We start from the raw sequence: 20,516 nt of genomic DNA on the forward strand, positions 1-20,516 counted from the left end.
CACACAGCGGGTCACGCCTACGGCGCCGGCACAGCCGGTCAGTACGCTCGCCCCTATGTCGTCGCCCGGCCCCCACGGTGTGCAGCCCAGCCGTCTGCAGACCACTGATCTCATCGGACCGGTCCTGCTGTTCGTGGGTGGCTTCCTGCTCGCGGCCGCGATCGCACTGCCCACGGTGTTCGTCGACGGTCTGCGCACCATCCCGCTGTCCACCGACGTCACCACCACGGCCCTGAGCACCGGTACCGGTGACGCGGAGTCGGCGCAGGTGTTCGACCGGTGTTCGCTGGCCACCGCGTCGGCGCGGGTCGTCGGCGCCGACCTCGTCCGGCAGCAGCGGTTCGTCGCGGTCCAGCCGTCCGACGCCGACCGCGTCACCCTGCAGGCGGGCACATCCATCCAGGCCGACTCGCTGAGGGTCGACGACGACCGCGAGGTGGATCCGCAGGCCCCGCGCCCCGGCAGCGACACCGAGCCGCCGGCCGGGCAGGCGCAGTGCACCGATCCGACCGTGGGCGCCGTCCGCGACCGCATCACCCTCGACCGCACGTCGGCGCTGCCCGACCTGGGTCCCACGAGCGGACAGCCCGGCAGTTCCGAGATCCAGTACGACAGCAATGCCGCCCCGATTCGCGTCCCCGACCGCACCGGCTACACCTATCTGCTGCCGTTCGGGGTCTCCGATACCGAACACACCTGGTTCGACGTCATCACCCGGCGCACGGTGCCGCTGCGCCCGGCGGGCACGACGACCGTGCACGGCCGCGACGCCACCCGCTTCGTCGCCGACGTCCCCGACACCGACCTGCATCAGATCAGCGGCGATGCGCAGAGCGCCCCGCCGACGATCATCACCCGGCCCGCCTCGTGGTTCGGGGTGCCCGGTGTCGACCCGGCCCGCGAACTGACGGCCACCCTGCACCACAGCGGCCGCACCGAATTGGCCGTCGACACCGCCACCGGCACCATCCTCGACGAGCAGATCACCATCGAACAGAGCTACCGCTTCATCGACACCTCGCTCCCCGATCAGCGGCTGACCGCGTTGTCGGCGAGCTTCGGCTACGACGACCCGACCCAGGCGCGGATGAGTGACCGCGCGACCTCGTTGAACACCCCGATCGCCATCTGGGGTCGCGTCGTGCCGATCCTGGCCGCCCTCGCCGGGCTGGCGGCCATCGCGGCCGGCCTGATGCTCATCACTCGCGGCTGGCCGCCCCGACGACCTCGTCGACCCGCTGCGCACGCAGACCCCACACCGTCGTCGTGACCGCGGCGATCGTCGCCGCGGTCGCCGCCGTGGCCGCGAGCGCCACGATCGTGTCCACCGCGCCCACGATCACCGCGATCTCGGCGGCGACCACCACCCACGTGACCGCGGACACCCCGGTCGCCGAGCGGGCGATCGCCGACAGCAACGCCACCTGCAGTACGGCCAGCATCGCGCCGGTGTAGGCGAACAGCCACAGGATGGGCACCAGCGGCTGGTAGTCGGGGCGCACCAGCACCGGTACCAACGGTCCGGCCAACCCGGCACCCACGGTGAGGATCACCCCGATCAGCGCCACCACCCCGACCGCATGCACCAGGGAGCGCCGCGACGTCGCCGGGTCCGCCAGGCGGGGATAGAACACCACCCCCACCGCCTGCGGCAGCCAGAACGCCACCTTGGTCGCGATCGCCCCCAACGCGTAGATCCCCGCGTCGTCGGGCGAGAGCACCGTGCGCGACAGCAGCAGGTCGACCGACGCCGCCACCACCAGCACCAACTGCACGCCGGAAGCCTGCACCACGCCGAGCAGTCCGATACCGCCCGAGCCGAGTGCAGTCCTGGCCGGTGTCGGCGAGCCGATCGGAGCCACCCGGGTCGCGTACAGCACCACCACCGCGGCGACCGCGATGCCCGACGCGCTGGCCGCCAGCGCTCCGGCGGGACCGGCACCGACGGCCAGTGCAGCGATCAGCGGCGCCGTGCGCAACACGCCGACCGCCGCGAGTACCCAGCCGAGCAGGCGGAACTGCTTGTGCCCCTGCAGTATTCCCTGACCGGCGCCGATAACGGTGAGCATCGGCGCCGCGACGAGGGCCGCCGAGGTGGTGTCGATGCTCATCGAGGTGACCCACGCAGTCGGGACGATGGCGACCACCACCAGTACGCAGACGGCAATCGTCGTCTGTACCGTCACGCGACGAATCCGGCGCGGATCGGCGTGGTGGACCACGGCGCGCGCGACCACCGCCTGCAAGGCCAGCGCCGCGACGGTCAGCACGAGCATCGCGGTGAGGCCGACGGCGAGTTCGCCGTATTCGGCGGTGTCGAGCCACCACCGGCTCGCGGTGAGGTGGATGAGATAGGCACAGACGTTGGCGACCATCGATCCACCCGCCACCCAGCCCAGCGCCCCGGCCACACCCGAGCGCTCGGCCCTGGCCGTCGTGACGTCAGCCGACCCGAGAGCACGCCGATCGTGTCCAGCGATGCGGTCGTCGTGCCCGGCCATGGCCTCAAGTGTGCACGTCGCGTCCGGCAAGCCGGGGACGGCACGGTGTTTTGCACGCCGCACGCGCGATAGGCAACGATGGTGAGGTCCCATCCGCCGCCGCAGGAGCGCACCGCCTCGATGTACGACCAGAACTTTTCCGACGACGCCGCCAGTACAGATCCCGTCGGTTTCCGTATCGATCCGGTACTCGCGCGCAGTTGGCTGCTGGTCAACGGAGCCCACGCCGGACGATTCGAGGCGGCGCACCGGTCACGCGCCGACGTCGTGGTGCTCGACATCGAGGATGCCGTGGCGCCCAAAGACAAGGTGAGCGCCCGCGACCACGTGGTGCAGTGGCTCGACGCCGGACACTCCGACTGGGTACGGGTCAACGGGTTCGGCACCTCGTGGTGGGCCGACGATCTCGCGGCACTGGCGAGCACATCGGTGGGCGGGGTGATGCTCGCGATGGTCGAGTCGGTCGACCACGTCAGCGAAACGGCCAAGCGGCTGCCGGATGTGCCGATCGTGGCGCTGGTGGAAACCGCGCGGGGGCTCGAACGGATCAGCGAGATCGCCTCGGCCAAGGGCACGTTCCGGCTGGCGTTCGGCATCGGCGACTTCCGGCGTGACACCGGCTTCGGCGACGACCCGGCCACCCTGGCTTACGCCCGGTCGCGATTCACCATCGCCGCCAAGGCGGCTCACCTGCCCAGCGCCATCGACGGCCCCACCGTCGGGTCGAGTGCGCTGAAACTGTCCGAGGCCACCGCGGTGAGCGCGGAATTCGGGATGACCGGCAAGATCTGCCTGACACCCGACCAGTGCCACCCGGTCAACGAGGGCCTGTCGCCGTCGCAGGACGAGATCAGCTGGGCGCAGGAGTTCTTCGCCGAGTTCGAACGCGACGGCGGCGAGATCCGCAACGGCTCCGACCTGCCGCGGATCGCCCGCGCCACCAAGATCCTGGATCTGGCCCGCGCGTACGGCATCGAGAACTCCGACTACGACGACGACTCGGTGCACTCGCCCGCACCGTCGGACACCTATCACTACTGAGCCGGCCATGACCCGGCGCCGCCACCCGGTCGTCCTCCTGTGCGCCATCAGCGGCGCACTGGCCGCGCTGATCATGGCGCCGCTGCTGCGGTCCGGACACCTGCTCTACCGGGATGCGGTGTCCACCCCACGCTCCTTCATCACCGACACCACCCTGGGCGTCGGGGATCTGCCGCCGCGCGCGGTCCCGCAGGACTGGGTCGTCGCGATGGCGTCGTCGGTGGTCGACGGCGGTGCGGTGGTCGTCGCGATCACCTTCGCCGCCCTGGTGTGCGCCGGCGTCGGCTACGGCCGTCTGGCGCTGCGTCTGGTGGGCGCAGCCGGGCGCACCGGCGCGGCTGCCGCGGCGATGGTCGCGATCTGGAATCCCTATGTGGCCGAACGCCTCCTGCAGGGACACTGGAGTCTGCTGGTGTCGTACGCAGCACTCGGATGGATCGCCACCGCGGCGTGCGACATTCTGCGTGACACCGTCGACGGCCAGTCGGAGGCAACCCCGCGCTGGGTGCCGTGGACTCACCTGGTGGCCGCGCTCTGCGCCGCCGCCTTCACCCCGACTGGGTCGATGTTGTCCGGCGTTCTCCTCCTCGCGCTGACCGGGATCGGTGCGCGCAGAATCCGATACGAGGGATTCGGGGCCGCCCGTCGGGGGCGGATGCTCGCCCTCTGGTGGATCGGCTGGGTCGTCGCCGCCCTGCCGTGGCTGACCGCAACACTTGTCGGCCATGCGTCCATCGCCGCCGGCGACAACGGTTTCACCGTCTTCGGCGTGCGTGCCGAACCGGGACTCGGCACCATCGGCACGGTGCTCGGACTGGGCGGCATCTGGAATGCCGAGGCTGTTCCCGCCAGCCGCACCATCTGGTGGGCGGCCGTGGCAACGGCGGCGCTGCTGCTCGTCATCGCCACCGGCACCGTCTGGTTGTGGCGTCACCGGGGACCCGACACCGGCGTGATCGCGACCCTGGGTGTGGTGGCCGCGGCCACCGCCATCGCCGTGAGTGTGGCAGCCATCGGGCCGGTCGCCGAGACGCTGTCGGCCGCCACCGTGGACGTGCCGGGACTCGGATTGTTCCGCGACACCCAGAAGTACCTCGCGCTGCTCGTACCGTTCGTCGCCGTCGCGACCGCCGCCGCGGTGGCCGCCGCACGCCGCTGGGTGCCCGCCGGTTTCGCGCTCGCCGCCACAACACTTCTGATCGTCGCACCGCTACCAGACCTCGCGTGGGGTGTCGGCGGGACGATCTCCCCGGTCACCTACCCGTCGGACTGGGCGGCCGTCTCGGCACAGATCACCGCCGATCACGGCGCGGTGGCGGTGTGGCCGACCGGGTCGGTGCGGCAGTACTCGTTCACCGATGGACCGTCACTGGACCCGCTGCCCCGAATGGTGCGCGCGCCGGTCGCCGAATCCGGCCGATTGGTGGTGGATTCGGCGGTCGTCGATCCGCCGTCCGGGCGCGGTGCCGACGTCGACGCGGCATTGTCGGCCGGTGGCTCAGTCGGGCGCCTGACGGAGCTGGGTGTCGGCTGGGTGGTGGTGGAGAACAACGATCCGCCATCGGCCCTCGCCGCCGAGGCGGCGGTCGTGTTCCGCGGCGCCGACCTGACGCTCTATCGCATCCCCGGGCCGATCGCCGATCTCGGGGCGTCCACCGCCGCGCGGACGACAGCCATTGTCGCCCATCTCGTCTGGGCGGTTACCGCGGTGATCGCACTGGTCGCGGCGCTGATTGCAGCAGCCCGTCGAACACGTCGATGAATCCGTCGGCGGTCGCCGACCACGAGTAGCCGGCCGCCTTGCGTTGCGCGTTGCCACCGAGGCGCGCGGCCTCCTCCGGGTTGTCGATCAGTTTCCTTGTCGCGCTGACCAGTTCGTCGACGCCGTCGACGAGCAGGCCGGTCTCGCCGTGCTCGACCGACTCGACCAGTCCGACCGAACTGCGGTAGCCGATGGTGGGCACCCGATGTTGGGCCGCCTCCACCACCGCCAGACCCCAGCCCTCCTTGCGCGATGGCATCAGATGGACGTCGGCGCGGGCAAGCAGCTGATGTTTGCGGGGCTCGTCGACATGGCCGTGGAAAGTGACGAATCGTTGCACACCGAGCCGGGCGGCGGTGTCGCGCAGTTCATCCGACCACCAGCCACCGCCTATCACGTCGAGGTGCACGTCGGCTCGGGTGTGGCGCAATTCGGCGACCACGGCCAGGGCGTCCTCCACCTGCTTGTGTGGGACCAGTCGGGAGAGCACACACAACCGCGGGCCGCCGGTCGGGTCGTCGGACTCGGCGAGGTTCGCCGGCTGGGGCACGATCGCGTCGATCCCGTTGCGGATCACGGTGATCCGTTCACGGTCCACGCCGAGGGCGACGAGTTCGTCTGCCGACGGACCCGACACCGTCACATACCTACTGCGTCGGTGCACCCGCGGCGACACCCGCGATTCCAGCCACCAGCCGAACCTCCCGAGCAACCGTCCGGCGACCGGCCACTGCTCGCGATGGCAGTGATGAACCAGCACCACCGTGGGCACCGGCGACACCGTACCGGCGAAGAACGGGATGCCGTTCTGGGTGTCGATGACGATGTCGGGCGCACCGGGCAGCCTGCCGCGGCCCCACCGCGCGGCCACGATCGTCAGCAGAGCGCGCGGGTACACCGAGAGTCGACCACCGGCCCGCAGGATGCGCACCCCGGCCCGGTGCTCGATCGCCGGCGCGCCATCGTAGGCGGCGGTCAGCAGCGTCACTCGCATACCGCGCTCGACCAGTTCCGCGCCGACGCGTTCGAGATAGCGTTCACTGCCTCCACCCTGCGGGTGCGTGGTGTCGCGCCAGCAGAGCAGCAGCACATGAATCGGTTCGGACATTGCGACCAGAGTAGGCGATCGCAACAGCAGAACCCCCGAGCCGTACGTGGTATCCCCTCCATACCGCGTCCGACCCGGGGGTCCCGGTCCGACGACAGACAGCGTGTCTGTTGCGGCTACACTGTAGCCGCTAACCCGTCGGACGTCTACAACGATAGTTGAGACGATCCGTACCGGCGAGGTGAGCGTGACGGGCGAGCCGAGTTGCCTCGGACACCACGTCGCCCGACCGTCCATCAGCCGAGACGAGGAACCTCGATGCCGGAGCATCCCCGCGGCCGACCGCCGCTGCCCGCCGAGGAGATCTTCGCAGAGGCGCTGTCGCTGCTGGCCGACGGCGGGCAGGGGTCGCTCGGCATGCGCGCACTGGCCCGGCGGCTGGGCTCCTCGACCTCCACGCTCTACCGTCAGTTCCCGGGCGGCAAGGATGAACTGTGCACCCGCCTGGCCGAACACATCATGTCGGAGATCGTCGCCGCGCTGGCGCGCTCGGACCTCGGCGACCGGTGGGATCAGGTCGTCGAACGCTCCGCCGTGGTCACCTTCGACGTCCTGCACCGCCATCCTCACTCGGCGAGTCTCTTCGCCGGTCAGGTGCACTTCGGGCCGATGGGGTTGACCCGCTACGAACGGTCGCTGACGCTGCTTATGGCAGCGGGCCTGTCGGCCTCGGATGCGGGCGCCGCCGATCACGCGCTGGCGCGGTTGATCGTCGGATACGCGTTGCAGTCCGCACAGGACACCGAGGACGACCGCGCCGCGGTGTTCGAGTACTACCGCGGCCTCGACGCCGGGCAGTACCCGTCGTTGAGCACGGTCGTACCCGCTCTGCCGAAGGATGTGCGCTCGGAGTTCCGGTTCGCGTTGCACACCTTCATGATCGGGCTGCGCGCCCGCTCCGGCGGTTCGCCGGGCACCGGCCAAGCGCGGGTGGACACGTGAGGCGGCGGCTGCCGGGGCGGGGTATCCGGCCGGAGTTCGCCCAGTACGCCACCCTGTCGCGTGCCGCACGCCTGCTCGATGACTTCCGGTTCGAGCAGACCGATCCGGCACGTTTCTACGGCGCCATCGCCGCCGACACGGCCCAGATGGTCGGCGATTGGCACGACCGCCCCCTGCGGGATGCGGTGATCCTCGACGTCGGCGGTGGTCCCGGCTACTTCGCCGACGCCTTCGACCGCCGCGGCGCGCATTACATCTCCGTCGAACCCGATCCGAGCGAGATGCACGCCGGCGGCCTCGAGCACCGCACCTCCGTTCGCGGCTCCGGACAGCAGCTGCCGTTCGCCGACCGCTCGATGGATGTGACGTTCTCCTCCAACGTGGTCGAGCACACCCGCGAACCGTGGCGGATGGCCGACGAGATGCTGCGGGTGACCCGACCGGGCGGCACCGTGATCATCAGCTACACGCTGTGGTGGGGGCCGTTCGGCGGACACGAGATGGGCCTGACGCACTACGTCGGCGGGCATCGCGCCGCGCGGTGGTACACCCGTCGGCACGGTCATCCGCCCAAGAACCTTTACGGCACCTCACTGTTCCCGGTGACCGCAGCGCAGGGGCTGCGATGGGCCGGCACCGTGGCCGGTGCCGACGTCGTCGGCGCGTTCCCACGCTATCTGCCGTCGTGGCTGTGGTGGGTGATGCGCGTGCCCTGCCTGCGCGAGATCCTCGGCACCAACCTGGTGCTGGTGCTACGGAAACGCTGAGCGCCGCGGGGCGGCGTCAATTCACGGTCGCCGCGCAGCGCAGCGGCCCGCCTCGACTGGTCGACGACGCCAGCAGATCCTCACCACGCAGGATGTTGCAGGTCACCGGGCCGCGGATCACGATGGCGGTGATCTCCGCCGACGTCCCGCCGACCGTCGCCGCCTGCGACCACGGGGTACCGGCCGCGGCGACCACCGTCGAACTGCCCTGCTCGAGGTAGCGGATGCCCACCACGTCACCATTGCCGGTGAGCTGATAGACCACCTCGCCCGGGGCCACGGTGGGTGTCGTCGTGGTCGTTGTGTCCTCGGTCGTGGTGGTGGTCGACGTGGTGGTGTCCTCGCGCTCGGTGGTCGACGTCGTCGCCGACGACGAGTCGGCGCCCGCCGTTGCGTCCGTGCCGTCGTCGGTGCCGCCGCGCGCGATCAGCACACCGACCAGCGCCAGCACCACCAGGGCGCCGAGCGCGGCCAGCGCCAGACCGACGGTGCGTCCGGTGTTCTTCGGTGGCGGGGGCCCCGGTGGTACCGGACCGCCGTAGCCGGGCCCCCCATAACCCGCGCCGTAGTTGGCCGCGGTGTACGCCTGCGGCGCGTCGTAGGGCCCCGGCTGCGCCGCCGTGGTCGGCGGCTCGCCGGGGCCCGCGCCCTGTGCACGCTGACCCGGGATCTCATCGGTCGGCCCGTAGGCGGCCGTCTCGTCGGAAGGCTCGAAACGTCGCGTCTCCGGGCTCTCGCGATTCGGGTCCCAGGGTTCGTCGGGTGGTCGGGTCATGGACCGATTGTGTCACTGCCCGCCGACGACGCGGGTGTGCGACCCGAGGCCCTCACGCCTCGACGATCGCCTCCAGCGGCCGCGTGCGCGCCGCCCGGACCGCCGGCCACAACGCTGCAAGCACGCCCACCACCGCCGACGCGACCAGCGTGATGACGATCAGAGTCCACGGCACCACAGGCGTACCGAGGCCCCATTTCGCCAACGTGCGCACCAGCGCCACGCCGATGACGGTGCCGAGCAGCACCCCGAGGATGGCACCGAAAATGGCGATCAGCACCGACTCGAGGTAGATGCTGCGACGGACCTGCGCCCGTAGCATGCCGACGGCGCGCAACATTCCGATCTCCCGCTTGCGTTCCACTACCGACAACGCCAGCGTGTTGATGATCCCGAGCACCGCGATCAGCAGGGCCAGGCCGAGCATCGCGTACAGGGTGGCCAGCATCTGATCGATCTGACTCGACACCGAACTCTTGAACTGCGTCCGGTCCTGCACCTGGACGGTCAGGTAGGACGCTGTGGCATCCTCCAGATTCGTGCGCAACGTCTCCGCGGAGACACCCGGTTCCGGTGCCACGAATATCATCGCGCTCACCTGCGCCGAGGCCGGCACCAACTGGTCGTACACGTCGGGTCCGACCAACCAGGGCTGCAACGCCTCGTTGTCGGCGTACACCCCGGACACCGTGACCGGTACCTCCTGGCCGGTGGGTCCGGTGAAGGTGACCACATCGCCGCGCTGCCAACCCTTGTCGATGCTGGTGCGTTCGCTGACGAACATGCCGTCGGCAGGCAACTGGTCCGACGCCCCGTCGCGCATGTCGAGCACCGCGACATCGGCGGGCTGCCCGCCCACCGCGCCATAGCCGGCCACCTGCTGGCCGTCGGCCGTCGCCTGGATGATGCCGAAACTGACCGACGCCGCCACACCGTCGACCTGCTCCACCTGGTCGGCGACCGCCCCGGGAATCGGCATCTGATTGCTGCCGGCGACGATGAACTCCGCAGTCATCCCGCTGTCCACGGCCTCGTTGACCGTGCCCTTGAACGAGGTTCCCAGGGTGCCGATGACCGCCACCAACATCAGACCCAGAGTCAACGCGAACGCCGTCGCCGCGGTCCGTCGCGGATTGCGCACCGCATTGGTGCGGGCCAGACGGCCGATCCGGCCGAACGGGGCGCCGAGCACCGAACCGAGGGCACCCACCACCGGCCGCGACAACGCCGGACCGGCCAAGACCACCGCCGCGATCGCACCGGCCGCACCGGCACCGACCGCGATCGCCGGTCCGACGCCGACGCCCATCGCACCGGCGACGATGGCCACCAGCGAGATGACACCCACGACCGCACCGATGACGGTGCGTCGCACCAGCGGAGCAGACCCCTCCGCCATCCCGGCGCGCATCGCCTCCACCGGCGGCACCCGTGACGCCCGCACAGCCGGCACCCAGGCGCTGACCATCGTCACCACGATCCCGACGAACAACGCCGCCAGTACCGCCCACACGCCGATCTGCAGCGGCGCGTCGGGTAGCCCCGAGGCCGAGGTGGTGAGCGCCTTGAGCAACGCCGCCAAACCGATACCGACGGCCAGGCCCACCAGCCCGCCGATCACACCGACCACGAACGCCTCGAACAGCACCGACCTCGACACCTGACGTCGGCTCGCACCGACCGCCCGCAGCAGCGCCAGTTCGCGATTGCGCTGCGCGACGATCATCGAGAAGGTGTTGTAGATGATGAAGGTGCCCACGATCAGGCCGATCGCGGCGAACGCCAACAGGATTGCGGTGAAGATCGTCAGGAACTCGTTGACCTGGTCCTTCTGGTCTTGACGCACCTGATCGCCGGTGCGCACCTCGTAGGTGTCGGGCGGCAGTGCCGCCTGCACCCGCTGCTGCAACTCTTCCGGCGTGACACCGTCGACCGCGGACATGTCCACCTGCGCGACATGCTGCCCGTCGGAGAACAAGCTGCGCGCGGTCGCCTCGTCGAACTGCACGTTGACGTAGCCGCCGGTGGAGCCGGGCAGATCGAGCAGCCCGACCACCGTCACCTCACGCGGCTGCGCCGAACCCTGCCCCACCACGAGTTGTGTGGTGGACCCGACCTGCAGGCCTGCTTCGTCTGCGGCCGACGAATTCAAGGCCACCTCACCGGCATTCGTCGGACCACGACCACCGGGCAGGATCTTGCTGCTGTCCGGGGACAACGACTGATCAGGCGGAAGGTAGGCGGTACCGACACTGGGAGCGCCACCGGTCTGCAACGCCTTGCCGTCGGACCCGGCGATCGTCACCGAGCCGGTGTAGTTGGCGACGATCTTGTCGATACCCAGTTCCTGCTTCTGCGCGGTCAGGTCGTCGACGACCGTCAGCGGCACACCCGGCGACTGATTGCTGTCCGGGGTGATCTCCACCGCCACGCCTGGCGCCGCCGAGTCGAAGATGTCGTTGAACGCTTTGGAGATGGTCGACGTGAACACGATCGACCCGGCCACGAACGAGGTGCCGAGGACGATCGAGAACACGGTCAGGAAGAGTCTGAGTTTGTGAGCGCGCAGGTTGCGCAACGACACCCGGCGCATCACCGTCGAGGAGGCCATGTGGTCAGCGCACCTCGGAGGTGTTCTCGTCGGCTGCGTGCTTCGGCCCGCTCGCTTCGCTCCCGGCGCCGTCCACATTCGGCCCGCTCGCTTCGCTCCCGGCGCCGTCACCACTCGGCCCGCTCGCTTCGCTCCCGGCGCCGTCACCACTCGGCCCGCTCGCTTCGCTCCCGGCGCCGTCACCACTCGGCCCGCTCGCTTCGCTCCCGGCGCCGTCAAGATTCTTCATCACCTCGAACACGTCATCGGCCGAGGGGCGCGCGAGTTCGCGGACGATCTGCCCGTCGGCGAGGAACACCACCCGATCGGCATAGGAGGCCGCACGCGGATCGTGGGTGACGATCACCACCGTCTGCCCGAACTCGTCGGTCGCCGCACGCAGGATCGACAGCACCTCGCCCGATGACCGCGAGTCGAGATTGCCGGTCGGCTCGTCGCCGAAGATGATCTCCGGCTTACCGACCAGGGCGCGGGCACACGCCACCCGCTGCTGCTGCCCGCCGGACAACTCGCTGGGCAGATGATCGAGACGATCGGCGATCCCGAGACGCCCGATCACCGTGTCGAACCACTCGGTGTCGATATCGCGGCCGGCGATGTCGACCGGCAGGGTGATGTTCTCCCGAGCAGTCAACGTCGGAACGAGATTGAACGACTGGAACACGAATCCGATGCGGTCGCGCCGCAACTCGGTCATCGCCTTGTCGGAGAGGCCGGTGAGATCTGCCTCACCGATGTGCACGCGTCCACCGCTGGCGACGTCGAGCCCGGCGAGGCAATGCATCAGGGTGGACTTGCCGGAACCCGACGGCCCCATGATCGCGGTGAACTCGCCTTCGCCGAATTCGATGGTGACGCCGCGCAGGGCCTCGACGACGGTGTCACCCGTGCCGTAGACCTTGGTCAGATCCGCCGCGCCGGCGGCGACCGCGCGGGTGTCGATGAGTGAACCGTCCGTATGAGCCGATGTCATGGCATCAACGGTGCCAAAACTCCCGACCGTTGGCCATCAGGAATATCCCTGAGACGGACTCGGGGTACGTCCTCGGGTCATTCGGACAGCGGAGCGGCACCCAGTCAGCGCGTGGGCAGATGGACTTCGAGACCGTGCACGCGGGTCGGACCGGCGAACATGTCGTTGGTCACGATGTAGAGGATGCGCGACCGGTAGCCCTTCGACGGAGTCGCCGGCAGCCAGTTACCCCACGCCAATCCCGACATGTTCCCCGCAGCCAGACGCGTCAACGGTGCGGTCGAGAAGATCCGCTTCTTCGGCATCGACTTCTCGCGGCCGGACAGCTCCTTCTTCCCGGTGACCGGGGTGGCCCCACGCGTGGTGGTCCAGTAGATGCGCGCGGCGCGCCCGTTGCCGCGTTCGAGCACCAGGTAGTCGGTGTTGTTCACCGCGAGCACATCGGCGGCCACCTTGTCGCCGTCGGTGCGGTAGACGTACTCCGACGTGCCGCGGCCGGCCCAGGTGATCAGACGCGCCGACGTGCGCGCGTCCTGCTTCAGACCGCCCGCGGTGATTGCGCTGACCCGATCACCGGGCGACACGGCCACTCCGGTGAACCCGCGCTGACCGTTCAGGCCGGACTTGCCGGAGACCCGGTAGGCCGACGGAAGCGGCAGATCCCGCACGTGATTGCCGATCGGACCGGTGACACGGACGAACTGATTCGCCCCGCCGCTGGCCACCACATAGCCGTCACCCAACCGGCGGATGCCCTCGAACTGTGCGCCGCCGGGAAGGATCGGCAGGTTGTAGGGAGCGAAAACCGTACCGCCACCGGTCACGCGGCCCCCGCCCGTGAAGCCGAGGTTCGACGTGAACGGGATGGTGGCGTTGTAGGTCCGGGCCGGGCCCTGCCGGCCGACGTCGGTGGAGATCAGCACGTACGTGCCGTTTCCGGTGCGGTCCAGGCCGGAGATCGCGCCGAAGGTGGGGACCGCACCGATGATCGTGGAATCCCTATACAGCGCAATCGGTTCGCTGCTCGACGGTGCCGCCACCGCCGCACCTGCGGTCATCGTCGAAAGCCCTACAGCACAAGCGGACACGAGCGCCGCCCCCCACAAGCGAAGTCTCATGGTAGGGCACCCTACCCCATGGTTCGGTCGCCGACCGGCCCACCAAGTCCCCGGCCCCCGCCAACCCGGCCCCGCACCCGGCAACCCGACTTCCCCAACTCACCCCACGGAGGCCGAGAGAACCGCAAAAAGCGCCGAGAGAACCCAGCCAATCACGCAGCCAGATTCTCTCGGCGCTCTTTGGGGTTCTCTCGGCGCGAGGGGGTAGCCGACCGCTGTCGGCGCACCCTCAGACTCAACTCACGAGAGGCGCTGCTTCAGGTGATCGAGCTCGTCGCGCAGTGAGCTGGGGAGCTTGTCGCCGACGAAATCGAACAACTCCTCGATCAGCGGGATCTCCTGGCGCCATTCGTCGGCGTTCACCGAGAGCGCGGCCGCGATGTCCTCGGCCGGCACACCATCGAGGCCGTCGACGTCGATTTCCTCGGGCTTCGCGACGATGCCGACAGGAGTCGAGATGCCCTCGTTCTTGCCCTCGATCCGACCGACGATCCACTCCAGCACGCGGCTGTTCTCACCGAAGCCCGGCCACAGGAAGCGGCCGTCGTCGCCGCGACGGAACCAATTGACGTAGAAGACCTTCGGCAACTTCTGCGCGTCGGCATTCTTGCCGAGGTCGAGCCAGTGGGCGAAGTAGTCGCCCACGTTGTAGCCGAGGAACGGCAGCATCGCCATCGGGTCGCGGCGCACGGTGCCGACCTTGCCCTCGGCGGCTGCGGTCTGCTCGGAGCCGACGGTGGCGCCCATGAACACGCCGTGCTGCCAGTCGCGGGCCTCGGTCACCAGCGGCACGGTGGTCTTGCGGCGGCCACCGAACAGGATCGCCGAGATCGGCACGCCCTGCGGATCGTCCCACTCCTTGGCCAGCGACGGGCACTGGTCAAGCGGGGTGCAGTAGCGCGAGTTGGGGTGGGCGGCCTTGTGATCGGACTCCGGCGTCCAGTCGTTGCCGAGCCAGTCGGTCAGGTGCGCCGGCTTCTCGCCGCCGATGCCCTCCCACCAGATGTCACCGTCATCGGTCAGTGCGACGTTGGTGTAGAGGGTGTTACCGGCCTCGATGGTCTTCATCGCGTTCGGGTTCGAGTCGTCGCTGGTGCCCGGCGCGACACCGAAGAAGCCGAACTCGGGGTTGATCGCGTAGAGGCGACCGTCGTCGCCGAAACGCATCCACGCGATGTCGTCGCCGACGGTCTCGGCTTCCCAGCCTTCGATGGTCGGCTGGATCATCGCGAGGTTGGTCTTGCCGCAGGCGCTCGGGAACGCGGCGGCGACGTAGTAGACCTTCTTCTCCGGGCTGGTCAGCTTGAGGATCAGCATGTGCTCGGCCAGCCAGCCCTCGTCGTGGGCCAGCACCGAGGCGATGCGCAGCGCGTAGCACTTCTTGCCGAGCAGCGCGTTGCCGCCATAGCCGGAACCGAAGGACCAGATCTCACGGTCCTCCGGGAAGTGTGAGATGTACTTCTCCGAGTTGCAGGGCCACGGGACGTCGGCCTGGCCGGGCTCGAGCGGAGCGCCGACGGAGTGCAGGGCCTTCACGAAGAACCCGTCGTCGCCGAGCAGTTCGAGGACCTGGGGACCGACGCGGGTCATGATCTTCATCGACAGCACGACGTACTCGGAGTCGGTGATCTCCACGCCGAGCTTGGGGTCGTCGGAGCCGAGCGGGCCCATGCAGAACGGGATGACGAACATCGTGCGGCCGCGCATGCACCCGCGGTACAGACCGTTCATCGTGGCGCGCATCTCGGCCGGGTCCACCCAGTTGTTGGTGGGACCGGCGTCTTCGGCGGTCTTCGAGCAGATGTAGGTGCGGGACTCCACGCGCGCGACATCGGCGGGGTCGGATTGCGCCAAGAACGAGTTCGGCTTCTTGTCCTCGTTCAGCTTGACCAGGGTGCCCGCCTCGACCAGCTGACCGGTCAGACGCTCCCATTCGGCGTCGCTACCGTCGGACCACACCACCCGTTCCGGCTGCGTCAGCTCCGCGACCTCGGCAACCCACGCCAGCAATCCGGCGTGTTTCGTCGGGGCGGTCTTCGGGTCCAGGCCTGGAATGGTGGCTGAGGTCATGATCGGTTCTCCTCCGAGGTGACGGCGCGATGCACAGCCGTCGCGATGTCGTCGTCACCACAGGATACGTTCACCGAGCGCCCGCTAGGTACCGGGGTGATCCAGATGCGGCAAATCCCACATTACGACATCGGCCAATGGCGTATGCCGACGTTGCGTCGGCCCCGAGTCGGCGCGCGATCGGCCATGCCGGGTAGCTCAGCGGCCTCGGTCTCGTCGGTCAGCCCAACCTACCGGTGTCGGTGGCCACCCAGGTGCCGCTGCCCGGGTCGAGCACCCGCGACGAGAACGTCCCTTCCGCATCGACCTCGGTGATCTTGTCCACCTGCCCGTCGTAGTCGGAGTCGGTGTAGACGGTGAGTCCACCGTCGCCGGTCCGGGTCAATGAGTCGCGGATGCCGTCGTCGTCGGTGTCGACATCGGCCGGGCCGAGATCCCAGATGCGGCCGTCGGAGTGCATCCACAAGTGATCATCCGGTGTCGACGTGGCACCCGCGTGCTCGAACACCGCGCCGGCGTCGTGGCGGCCCACCGCGGCGCCCCCATCCGGATCCACCGACCCCTGGTGGTCGAACGATTCATTGCCGAGTGGATCACCACCCAGAAATGACATGTCCATCCGCACTCCCCTCGTCGATGCCGCATCCGCACACCACCGTGATGATAAGACGCGCCGGCCCGCCATTCGGTTCCATCGCACTTCGGCCCCCTCCCGGCGGCCGTCGCATCGGTTCTTCCACCTGGTTTCGTCAGATCGGCCAACTGCAGTTGGGGGACGAAGCGATACCCGGCGGAGGAACCGTCACACGCGAGGTCACACGCGAGCGAGTTCGGCGCGCAGTGCCCGGACGCGGGCGAGACGGTCGCGTGTGGGTTGGCGGGCCGCGCCGGTGCGCAGGGCGCGCAGCTGCTCGTCGATCGCGGCGATATCGGCGGCCGCCTGGCGGGTACGACGTTCGTGGTAGCGGGTGATCTGACCGATCAGATGGGCTTCGGCCGCGGCCACTCGTGACCCCACCCGGTGTTCGAGTCGCGCCCGGGTCTCGTTGAGCGCCTCGCCGCTCCAGGTGCGCATTTCGGCCCGTACCGCGGCCGATCGCCGCACGCGGATCACCAGTACCGCCACCAGGACGCCGAGCACCAGGGTCAACGGCATACTCACCCACTGCAGCGTGTGCACCGAGGCCATCGGCGCCACGATGAGCCGCCCGAGCCCGAGCCCGCTGGACGCACCGATCAGCACCACCAGCAGATCCTCTCCGCTGCGCCGTGCCGTGGGCACCGGCCTGTCGAAGGGCGGCCCGACGTCGTCGGTTCCCGCGACCGGTGCCGGTCGGGGCGCCGCCGCGTCGATGCCGAGCAGTGCTGCGGCCGCCACCTCGTCGAGGCGCTCGTCGGTGGCCGTATCGACCCGCGCTCGCATCGCCGTGGTCTGGTCGGTGAGCCACCGGGCGAACTCGTCGCGACCCCGCGCGGACAGCCCCGCCGTGCGAGCGGTGGCGTCGGCGGCGAGCGCGCGGGTGCCACCGGCGATGTCGGCGATCGTCTCGCTGCGCACCCGGGTCAGTCCGGCCCGCACCACCGCCAGCCGGTCGGCCCGGCCGCGGTCGCGGGATTCGAGCACGCGACGACGGTGAGCGGCCAGGTTCTCGGGATCGTCGTCGCGGGACGCGGCGAGCAACTCGTCTTCGAGTTGCCCGAGCGCTGCCAGCGCGGCACCGGTCCGGGCGCGTTCGCGCCGCTGCGCGGGTGCAGCGGCCATCTCCTCGGCAGCCCACTGCAGCAGCGCGCCGACGCCCGACTCGGCGTCGGTCCCGGACAGCGCGAGCGTCGACGACACCGCGAAGACGGGGAGTTCCTCGCGCGGATCGAGCGTCGCGCGATGGGCGCGCAGGATGCGCGGCCACTCCCAGTAGGCGTCGATCTTGGTGCACACCAGCGCCACGGTTCCGAAGCGCCGCCGCAGCTCGTCGACGGCGCCGCGCTCCTCGGCACCGACCGACGACGTCGGATCCACCACCAGCAGTGCCGCGCCGACCGCCGCATCGTCGGCGCGGGCGCCCCATCGGCCGGACTCCACGCGCAGCGTGGGGTCGATGTGTCGGCAGGCCTCGAGCAGCGTCGACACCCCGGTCCCGCCGATCCCGAAGACCGCGACATCGGTCCCCCCGCCGACGATGGCGGCCGGTTCGTAGCCGGTCAATCCGGCTACGGCCGCCGACACATCGGCGGCCACCCCGGCGCCGCCCATCACGCCGCCGGCCATCTCGTCGCCTCGGTCTCGGCGAGTTGCGCAAGCAGCGGCTCCACGGCGTCGCGGTCGTGCCCGCGTGCGGCGATCGTCTCGAGCCGGGTGCGCAGCTCCACCAGCCGCCACTGCCGGACCCGCCCGACGCGTTCGGTGATGGGCGCGATCACCTCGTCGATTCCGCTGCGTCGCCACAGTTCGCGGTCGAGCATCGTCGTATCGGTCACGTCGGGGTGTGCGGCGAGCAACTCGAGCGCGATCTCGATTCCGGTCCGGTCCAGCCGCCGCATCAGTGCGGCGCGCACGACGCGTTCGTCGTCGGGGCCGGCGGAGAGGAACGCCCCGGCCATCGCCGGCATCTCTTCTCCGGTGCGCGCCAGTTCGCGGAGGAATCCGAGTTCGTCGTCGGTGACCGTCGCACGTGCCAGCAGCGCCGACACCGGGATCACCGCCTGATCGATCTGCTCGGCGCAACGCGCGGCGACCTCGGCGGCCACGACCGGATCGCGGTGGGTGTCGGATTTGTTGAGCACCACGATGGTCCGGTCGGTCGGTGAACGGGCCAGCATGTCCCGATCGTGCGCCCGCGGCGGGCCCGTGAGCACATGCATCCACAGATCCGCGTCATCGCCTCCGGTATCGCTGGTCGCGGCCACCGACAGCCGCTCGTGCAGAGCTCTCGCGACGGTTGCCCGACCGCTGCCCGCACGACCGGTCACCCGCACCTGCAGGGGCCGCGCGTAGCGGCGCGCGGCGTCGGCGAGTTCGGCGCGCGCGGGTGAATCGGGTGCGACGACGTCGGCGAGGCGCCCGGACTCGGCCAGCCGGGCGGGCGTGTCCGGGGACACAGTGCTGGGGTCGTTCGCCATGCTGGAAATGTAACGTGCACCATCGCAGCGCGGCATGGTGTCCGGCGAGTCGATTGCCCGCTGACCGGGGCCGAAGCGGTGTCGGCTGTTCCGCGACGCCACCCATGCGCAACGATGGACGGGTGAGCGAGAGCGTCGATCAGTCACGTCTGTACCCGCGGGTGACCAGTTTTCGATTCCGTCGGGGCACCCTGACGACGGGTCAGCAGCGCAATTGGGAGCAGTTGTGGCCCCGGCTGGGCCGCGACCTCGCGATCGGTACCGACCGGGTCCCCGAGGAACCGATCGACCTCCCGGAGTTCTTCGGCCGCAACGCACCCGTCGTCCTGGAGATCGGGAGCGGCACGGGGATCTCGACGGCGGCGATGGCCACCGAGGAACCCCACGTCGACGTCCTCGCGGTGGAGGTCTACAAGCCGGGCCTCGCACAACTACTGGGTCTGGTGGACCGCGGCGGACTCACGAATGTGCGGATGGTGCGCGGCGACGCCGTGGTGGTGTTGACCGAGCTGCTGACATCGGAGTCGCTGACCGGGATCCGGGTGTTCTTCCCGGACCCGTGGCCGAAATCACGTCACCACAAGCGCAGGCTCATCCAGAGCGGCACGCTGGAACTGATGGCCGACCGATTGGTGCCCGGGGGTGTGCTGCACATCGCGACCGATCACGCCGGGTATGCGGAGTGGATCGCCGAGCATCTCGCCACCCAGCGGCGTGACCGACCGCACGTCGTCCAGGCGACGGCCGGCTCGCCCATCCTGCTCGACCGTCCCACCACCAAATTCGAGGGGCGCGCCGAACGAGAGGGTCGCGAGGTGAACGAATTCGTATATGTTCGGCCCCAACCCCCCACTTCCCGACCCACCGAAAGCGGCGGAGCATGAGCGACGACGTCACTGCGACCCAGCCGGCCCCCACCCAAAGTACCGGGTCAGCGCCAGGTTCCGGACCGTCGGGCACCGGGCCGAATCGGTTCGCCGACACCATCTCCGGCCAGAGCGGAACACCGCGGGTGCTGTTGGTCTGGGATGCACCCAACATGGACATGGGGCTCGGCGCGATCCTCGGCGGCCGCCCGACCGCGGCGCACCGACCGCGCTTCGACGCGCTGGGCCGCTGGCTGTTGCAGCGCACCGCCGACATCTCCGCCACCGCGGCGACGGGCACGTCGGTGGAGCCGGAGGCCACCGTCTTCACCAACATCGTCCCGGGCAGCGCCGACGTGGTTCGGCCGTGGGTGGATGCGCTGCGCAACGTCGGTTATGCGGTGTTCGCGAAGCCCAAACTCGCCGATGACAGTGATGTGGACAGCGACATGCTCGACCACATCGCACTTCGCAGGCACACTGTTGGACTAGCTGGCCTCATCGTCGCCTCGGCCGACGGCCAGGCGTTCCGGGAGCCGCTGCTCGAGGTGGCCGCCGACGGCGTTCCGGTCACCGTGATCGGTTTCCGCGAGCATGCCAGCTGGGCCTTGACCACCGAGGAGTTGGAGTTCGTCGACCTGGAGGACATCCCGGCGGTGTTCCGTGAGCCGTTGCCGCGGATCGGTCTCGACTCGTTGCCCGACGACGGGGCGTGGCTCACACCGTTCCGACCGTTGCAGGCACTGCTGCACTGATCACGGTTCCATCGATCCCGACGACTCAGGGATCACTCAGGACCGCTTGCCACAATCCCGCCTGAAGAACTTCCCGCGCGCAGCACTTCATCCGCCAGGTACGACCGAGA

General features: G+C 69.6%; 17 protein-coding genes. 7 read left to right on the top strand and 10 right to left on the bottom strand.

Annotation, left to right across the window (positions count from 1 at the left end; genetic code table 11):
• Window positions 1-55: 55 nt before the first annotated feature.
• Window positions 56-1,270, top strand: a complete 1,215-nt coding sequence (gene pgfA, locus L1892_RS06710) for a cell envelope lipid trafficking protein PgfA (RefSeq protein ID WP_235722808.1) — start codon at window positions 56-58, stop codon at window positions 1,268-1,270.
• Here the strand turns inward: pgfA and L1892_RS06715 are convergent.
• Entirely contained in the window at window positions 1,200-2,375 is a 1,176-nt protein-coding gene (locus L1892_RS06715) for a polysaccharide biosynthesis protein (RefSeq protein WP_235723031.1), read from the bottom strand. The genes pgfA and L1892_RS06715 overlap by 71 nt on opposite strands.
• Window positions 2,376-2,621: 246 nt before the next feature.
• Between L1892_RS06715 and L1892_RS06720 the strand changes: the two genes are divergently transcribed.
• Window positions 2,622-3,542, top strand: a complete 921-nt coding sequence (locus tag L1892_RS06720; RefSeq protein ID WP_235723032.1) for an HpcH/HpaI aldolase/citrate lyase family protein — start codon at window positions 2,622-2,624, stop codon at window positions 3,540-3,542.
• Between the two features lie 7 nt (window positions 3,543-3,549).
• The gene (locus L1892_RS06725) at window positions 3,550-5,304 is read left to right on the top strand and encodes an MmpA family trehalose lipid delivery protein (protein ID WP_235722809.1); all 1,755 of its coding nucleotides are present in this window, start codon (window positions 3,550-3,552) and stop codon (window positions 5,302-5,304) included.
• On the opposite strand, the gene L1892_RS06730 is transcribed toward L1892_RS06725, so the two are convergent.
• A complete protein-coding gene (locus L1892_RS06730; RefSeq protein WP_235722810.1) occupies window positions 5,243-6,412 on the bottom strand; it encodes a glycosyltransferase family 4 protein in 1,170 nt (389 codons plus the stop codon). The genes L1892_RS06725 and L1892_RS06730 overlap by 62 nt on opposite strands.
• A 258-nt stretch (window positions 6,413-6,670) precedes the next feature.
• On the opposite strand from L1892_RS06730, the gene L1892_RS06735 reads away from it, so the two are divergent.
• A complete protein-coding gene (locus tag L1892_RS06735) occupies window positions 6,671-7,354 on the top strand; it encodes a TetR/AcrR family transcriptional regulator (protein ID WP_235722811.1) in 684 nt (227 codons plus the stop codon).
• A complete protein-coding gene (locus tag L1892_RS06740; protein ID WP_235722812.1) occupies window positions 7,351-8,121 on the top strand; it encodes a class I SAM-dependent methyltransferase in 771 nt (256 codons plus the stop codon). Before L1892_RS06735 ends, L1892_RS06740 begins: the two co-directional genes overlap by 4 nt.
• Window positions 8,122-8,137: 16 nt before the next feature.
• Here the strand turns inward: L1892_RS06740 and L1892_RS06745 are convergent, their stop codons facing one another.
• The 8 genes from L1892_RS06745 to L1892_RS06780 form a co-directional block, all read right to left on the bottom strand.
• Window positions 8,138-8,896, bottom strand: coding sequence for a hypothetical protein (locus L1892_RS06745; protein ID WP_235722813.1), 759 nt, complete (start codon window positions 8,894-8,896; stop codon window positions 8,138-8,140).
• 52 nt (window positions 8,897-8,948) lie between these two features.
• Window positions 8,949-11,507, bottom strand: coding sequence for an ABC transporter permease (locus L1892_RS06750; RefSeq protein WP_235722814.1), 2,559 nt, complete (start codon window positions 11,505-11,507; stop codon window positions 8,949-8,951).
• 4 nt (window positions 11,508-11,511) lie between these two features.
• A complete protein-coding gene (locus L1892_RS06755) occupies window positions 11,512-12,480 on the bottom strand; it encodes an ABC transporter ATP-binding protein (protein WP_235722815.1) in 969 nt (322 codons plus the stop codon).
• 104 nt (window positions 12,481-12,584) lie between these two features.
• Entirely contained in the window at window positions 12,585-13,598 is a 1,014-nt protein-coding gene (locus tag L1892_RS06760; protein ID WP_235722816.1) for an esterase-like activity of phytase family protein, read from the bottom strand.
• Window positions 13,599-13,838: 240 nt separating this feature from the next.
• Window positions 13,839-15,668, bottom strand: a complete 1,830-nt coding sequence (locus tag L1892_RS06765; RefSeq protein ID WP_235722817.1) for a phosphoenolpyruvate carboxykinase (GTP) — start codon at window positions 15,666-15,668, stop codon at window positions 13,839-13,841.
• Window positions 15,669-15,888: 220 nt separating this feature from the next.
• The gene (locus tag L1892_RS06770; protein WP_235722818.1) at window positions 15,889-16,287 is read right to left on the bottom strand and encodes a DUF6802 family protein; all 399 of its coding nucleotides are present in this window, start codon (window positions 16,285-16,287) and stop codon (window positions 15,889-15,891) included.
• Between the two features lie 195 nt (window positions 16,288-16,482).
• Window positions 16,483-17,934 (bottom strand): GTPase domain-containing protein, encoded by a 1,452-nt coding sequence (locus tag L1892_RS06775; RefSeq protein ID WP_235722819.1) that lies wholly within the window; start codon window positions 17,932-17,934, stop codon window positions 16,483-16,485.
• Entirely contained in the window at window positions 17,919-18,785 is an 867-nt protein-coding gene (locus tag L1892_RS06780) for a GTPase Era family protein (protein WP_235722820.1), read from the bottom strand. The genes L1892_RS06775 and L1892_RS06780 overlap by 16 nt, the downstream gene beginning before the upstream one ends.
• 104 nt (window positions 18,786-18,889) lie before the next feature.
• On the opposite strand from L1892_RS06780, the gene trmB reads away from it, so the two are divergent.
• On the top strand, window positions 18,890-19,669 hold the full coding sequence (gene trmB, locus L1892_RS06785; protein WP_235722821.1) for a tRNA (guanosine(46)-N7)-methyltransferase TrmB: 780 nt from the start codon (window positions 18,890-18,892) through the stop codon (window positions 19,667-19,669).
• A complete protein-coding gene (locus tag L1892_RS06790; protein ID WP_235722822.1) occupies window positions 19,666-20,406 on the top strand; it encodes an NYN domain-containing protein in 741 nt (246 codons plus the stop codon). The genes trmB and L1892_RS06790 overlap by 4 nt, the downstream gene beginning before the upstream one ends.
• Window positions 20,407-20,516: the final 110 nt, after the last annotated feature.

This window comes from Gordonia tangerina, assembly GCF_021556435.1.
In the GTDB taxonomy this organism is placed as follows: domain Bacteria; phylum Actinomycetota; class Actinomycetes; order Mycobacteriales; family Mycobacteriaceae; genus Gordonia; species Gordonia tangerina.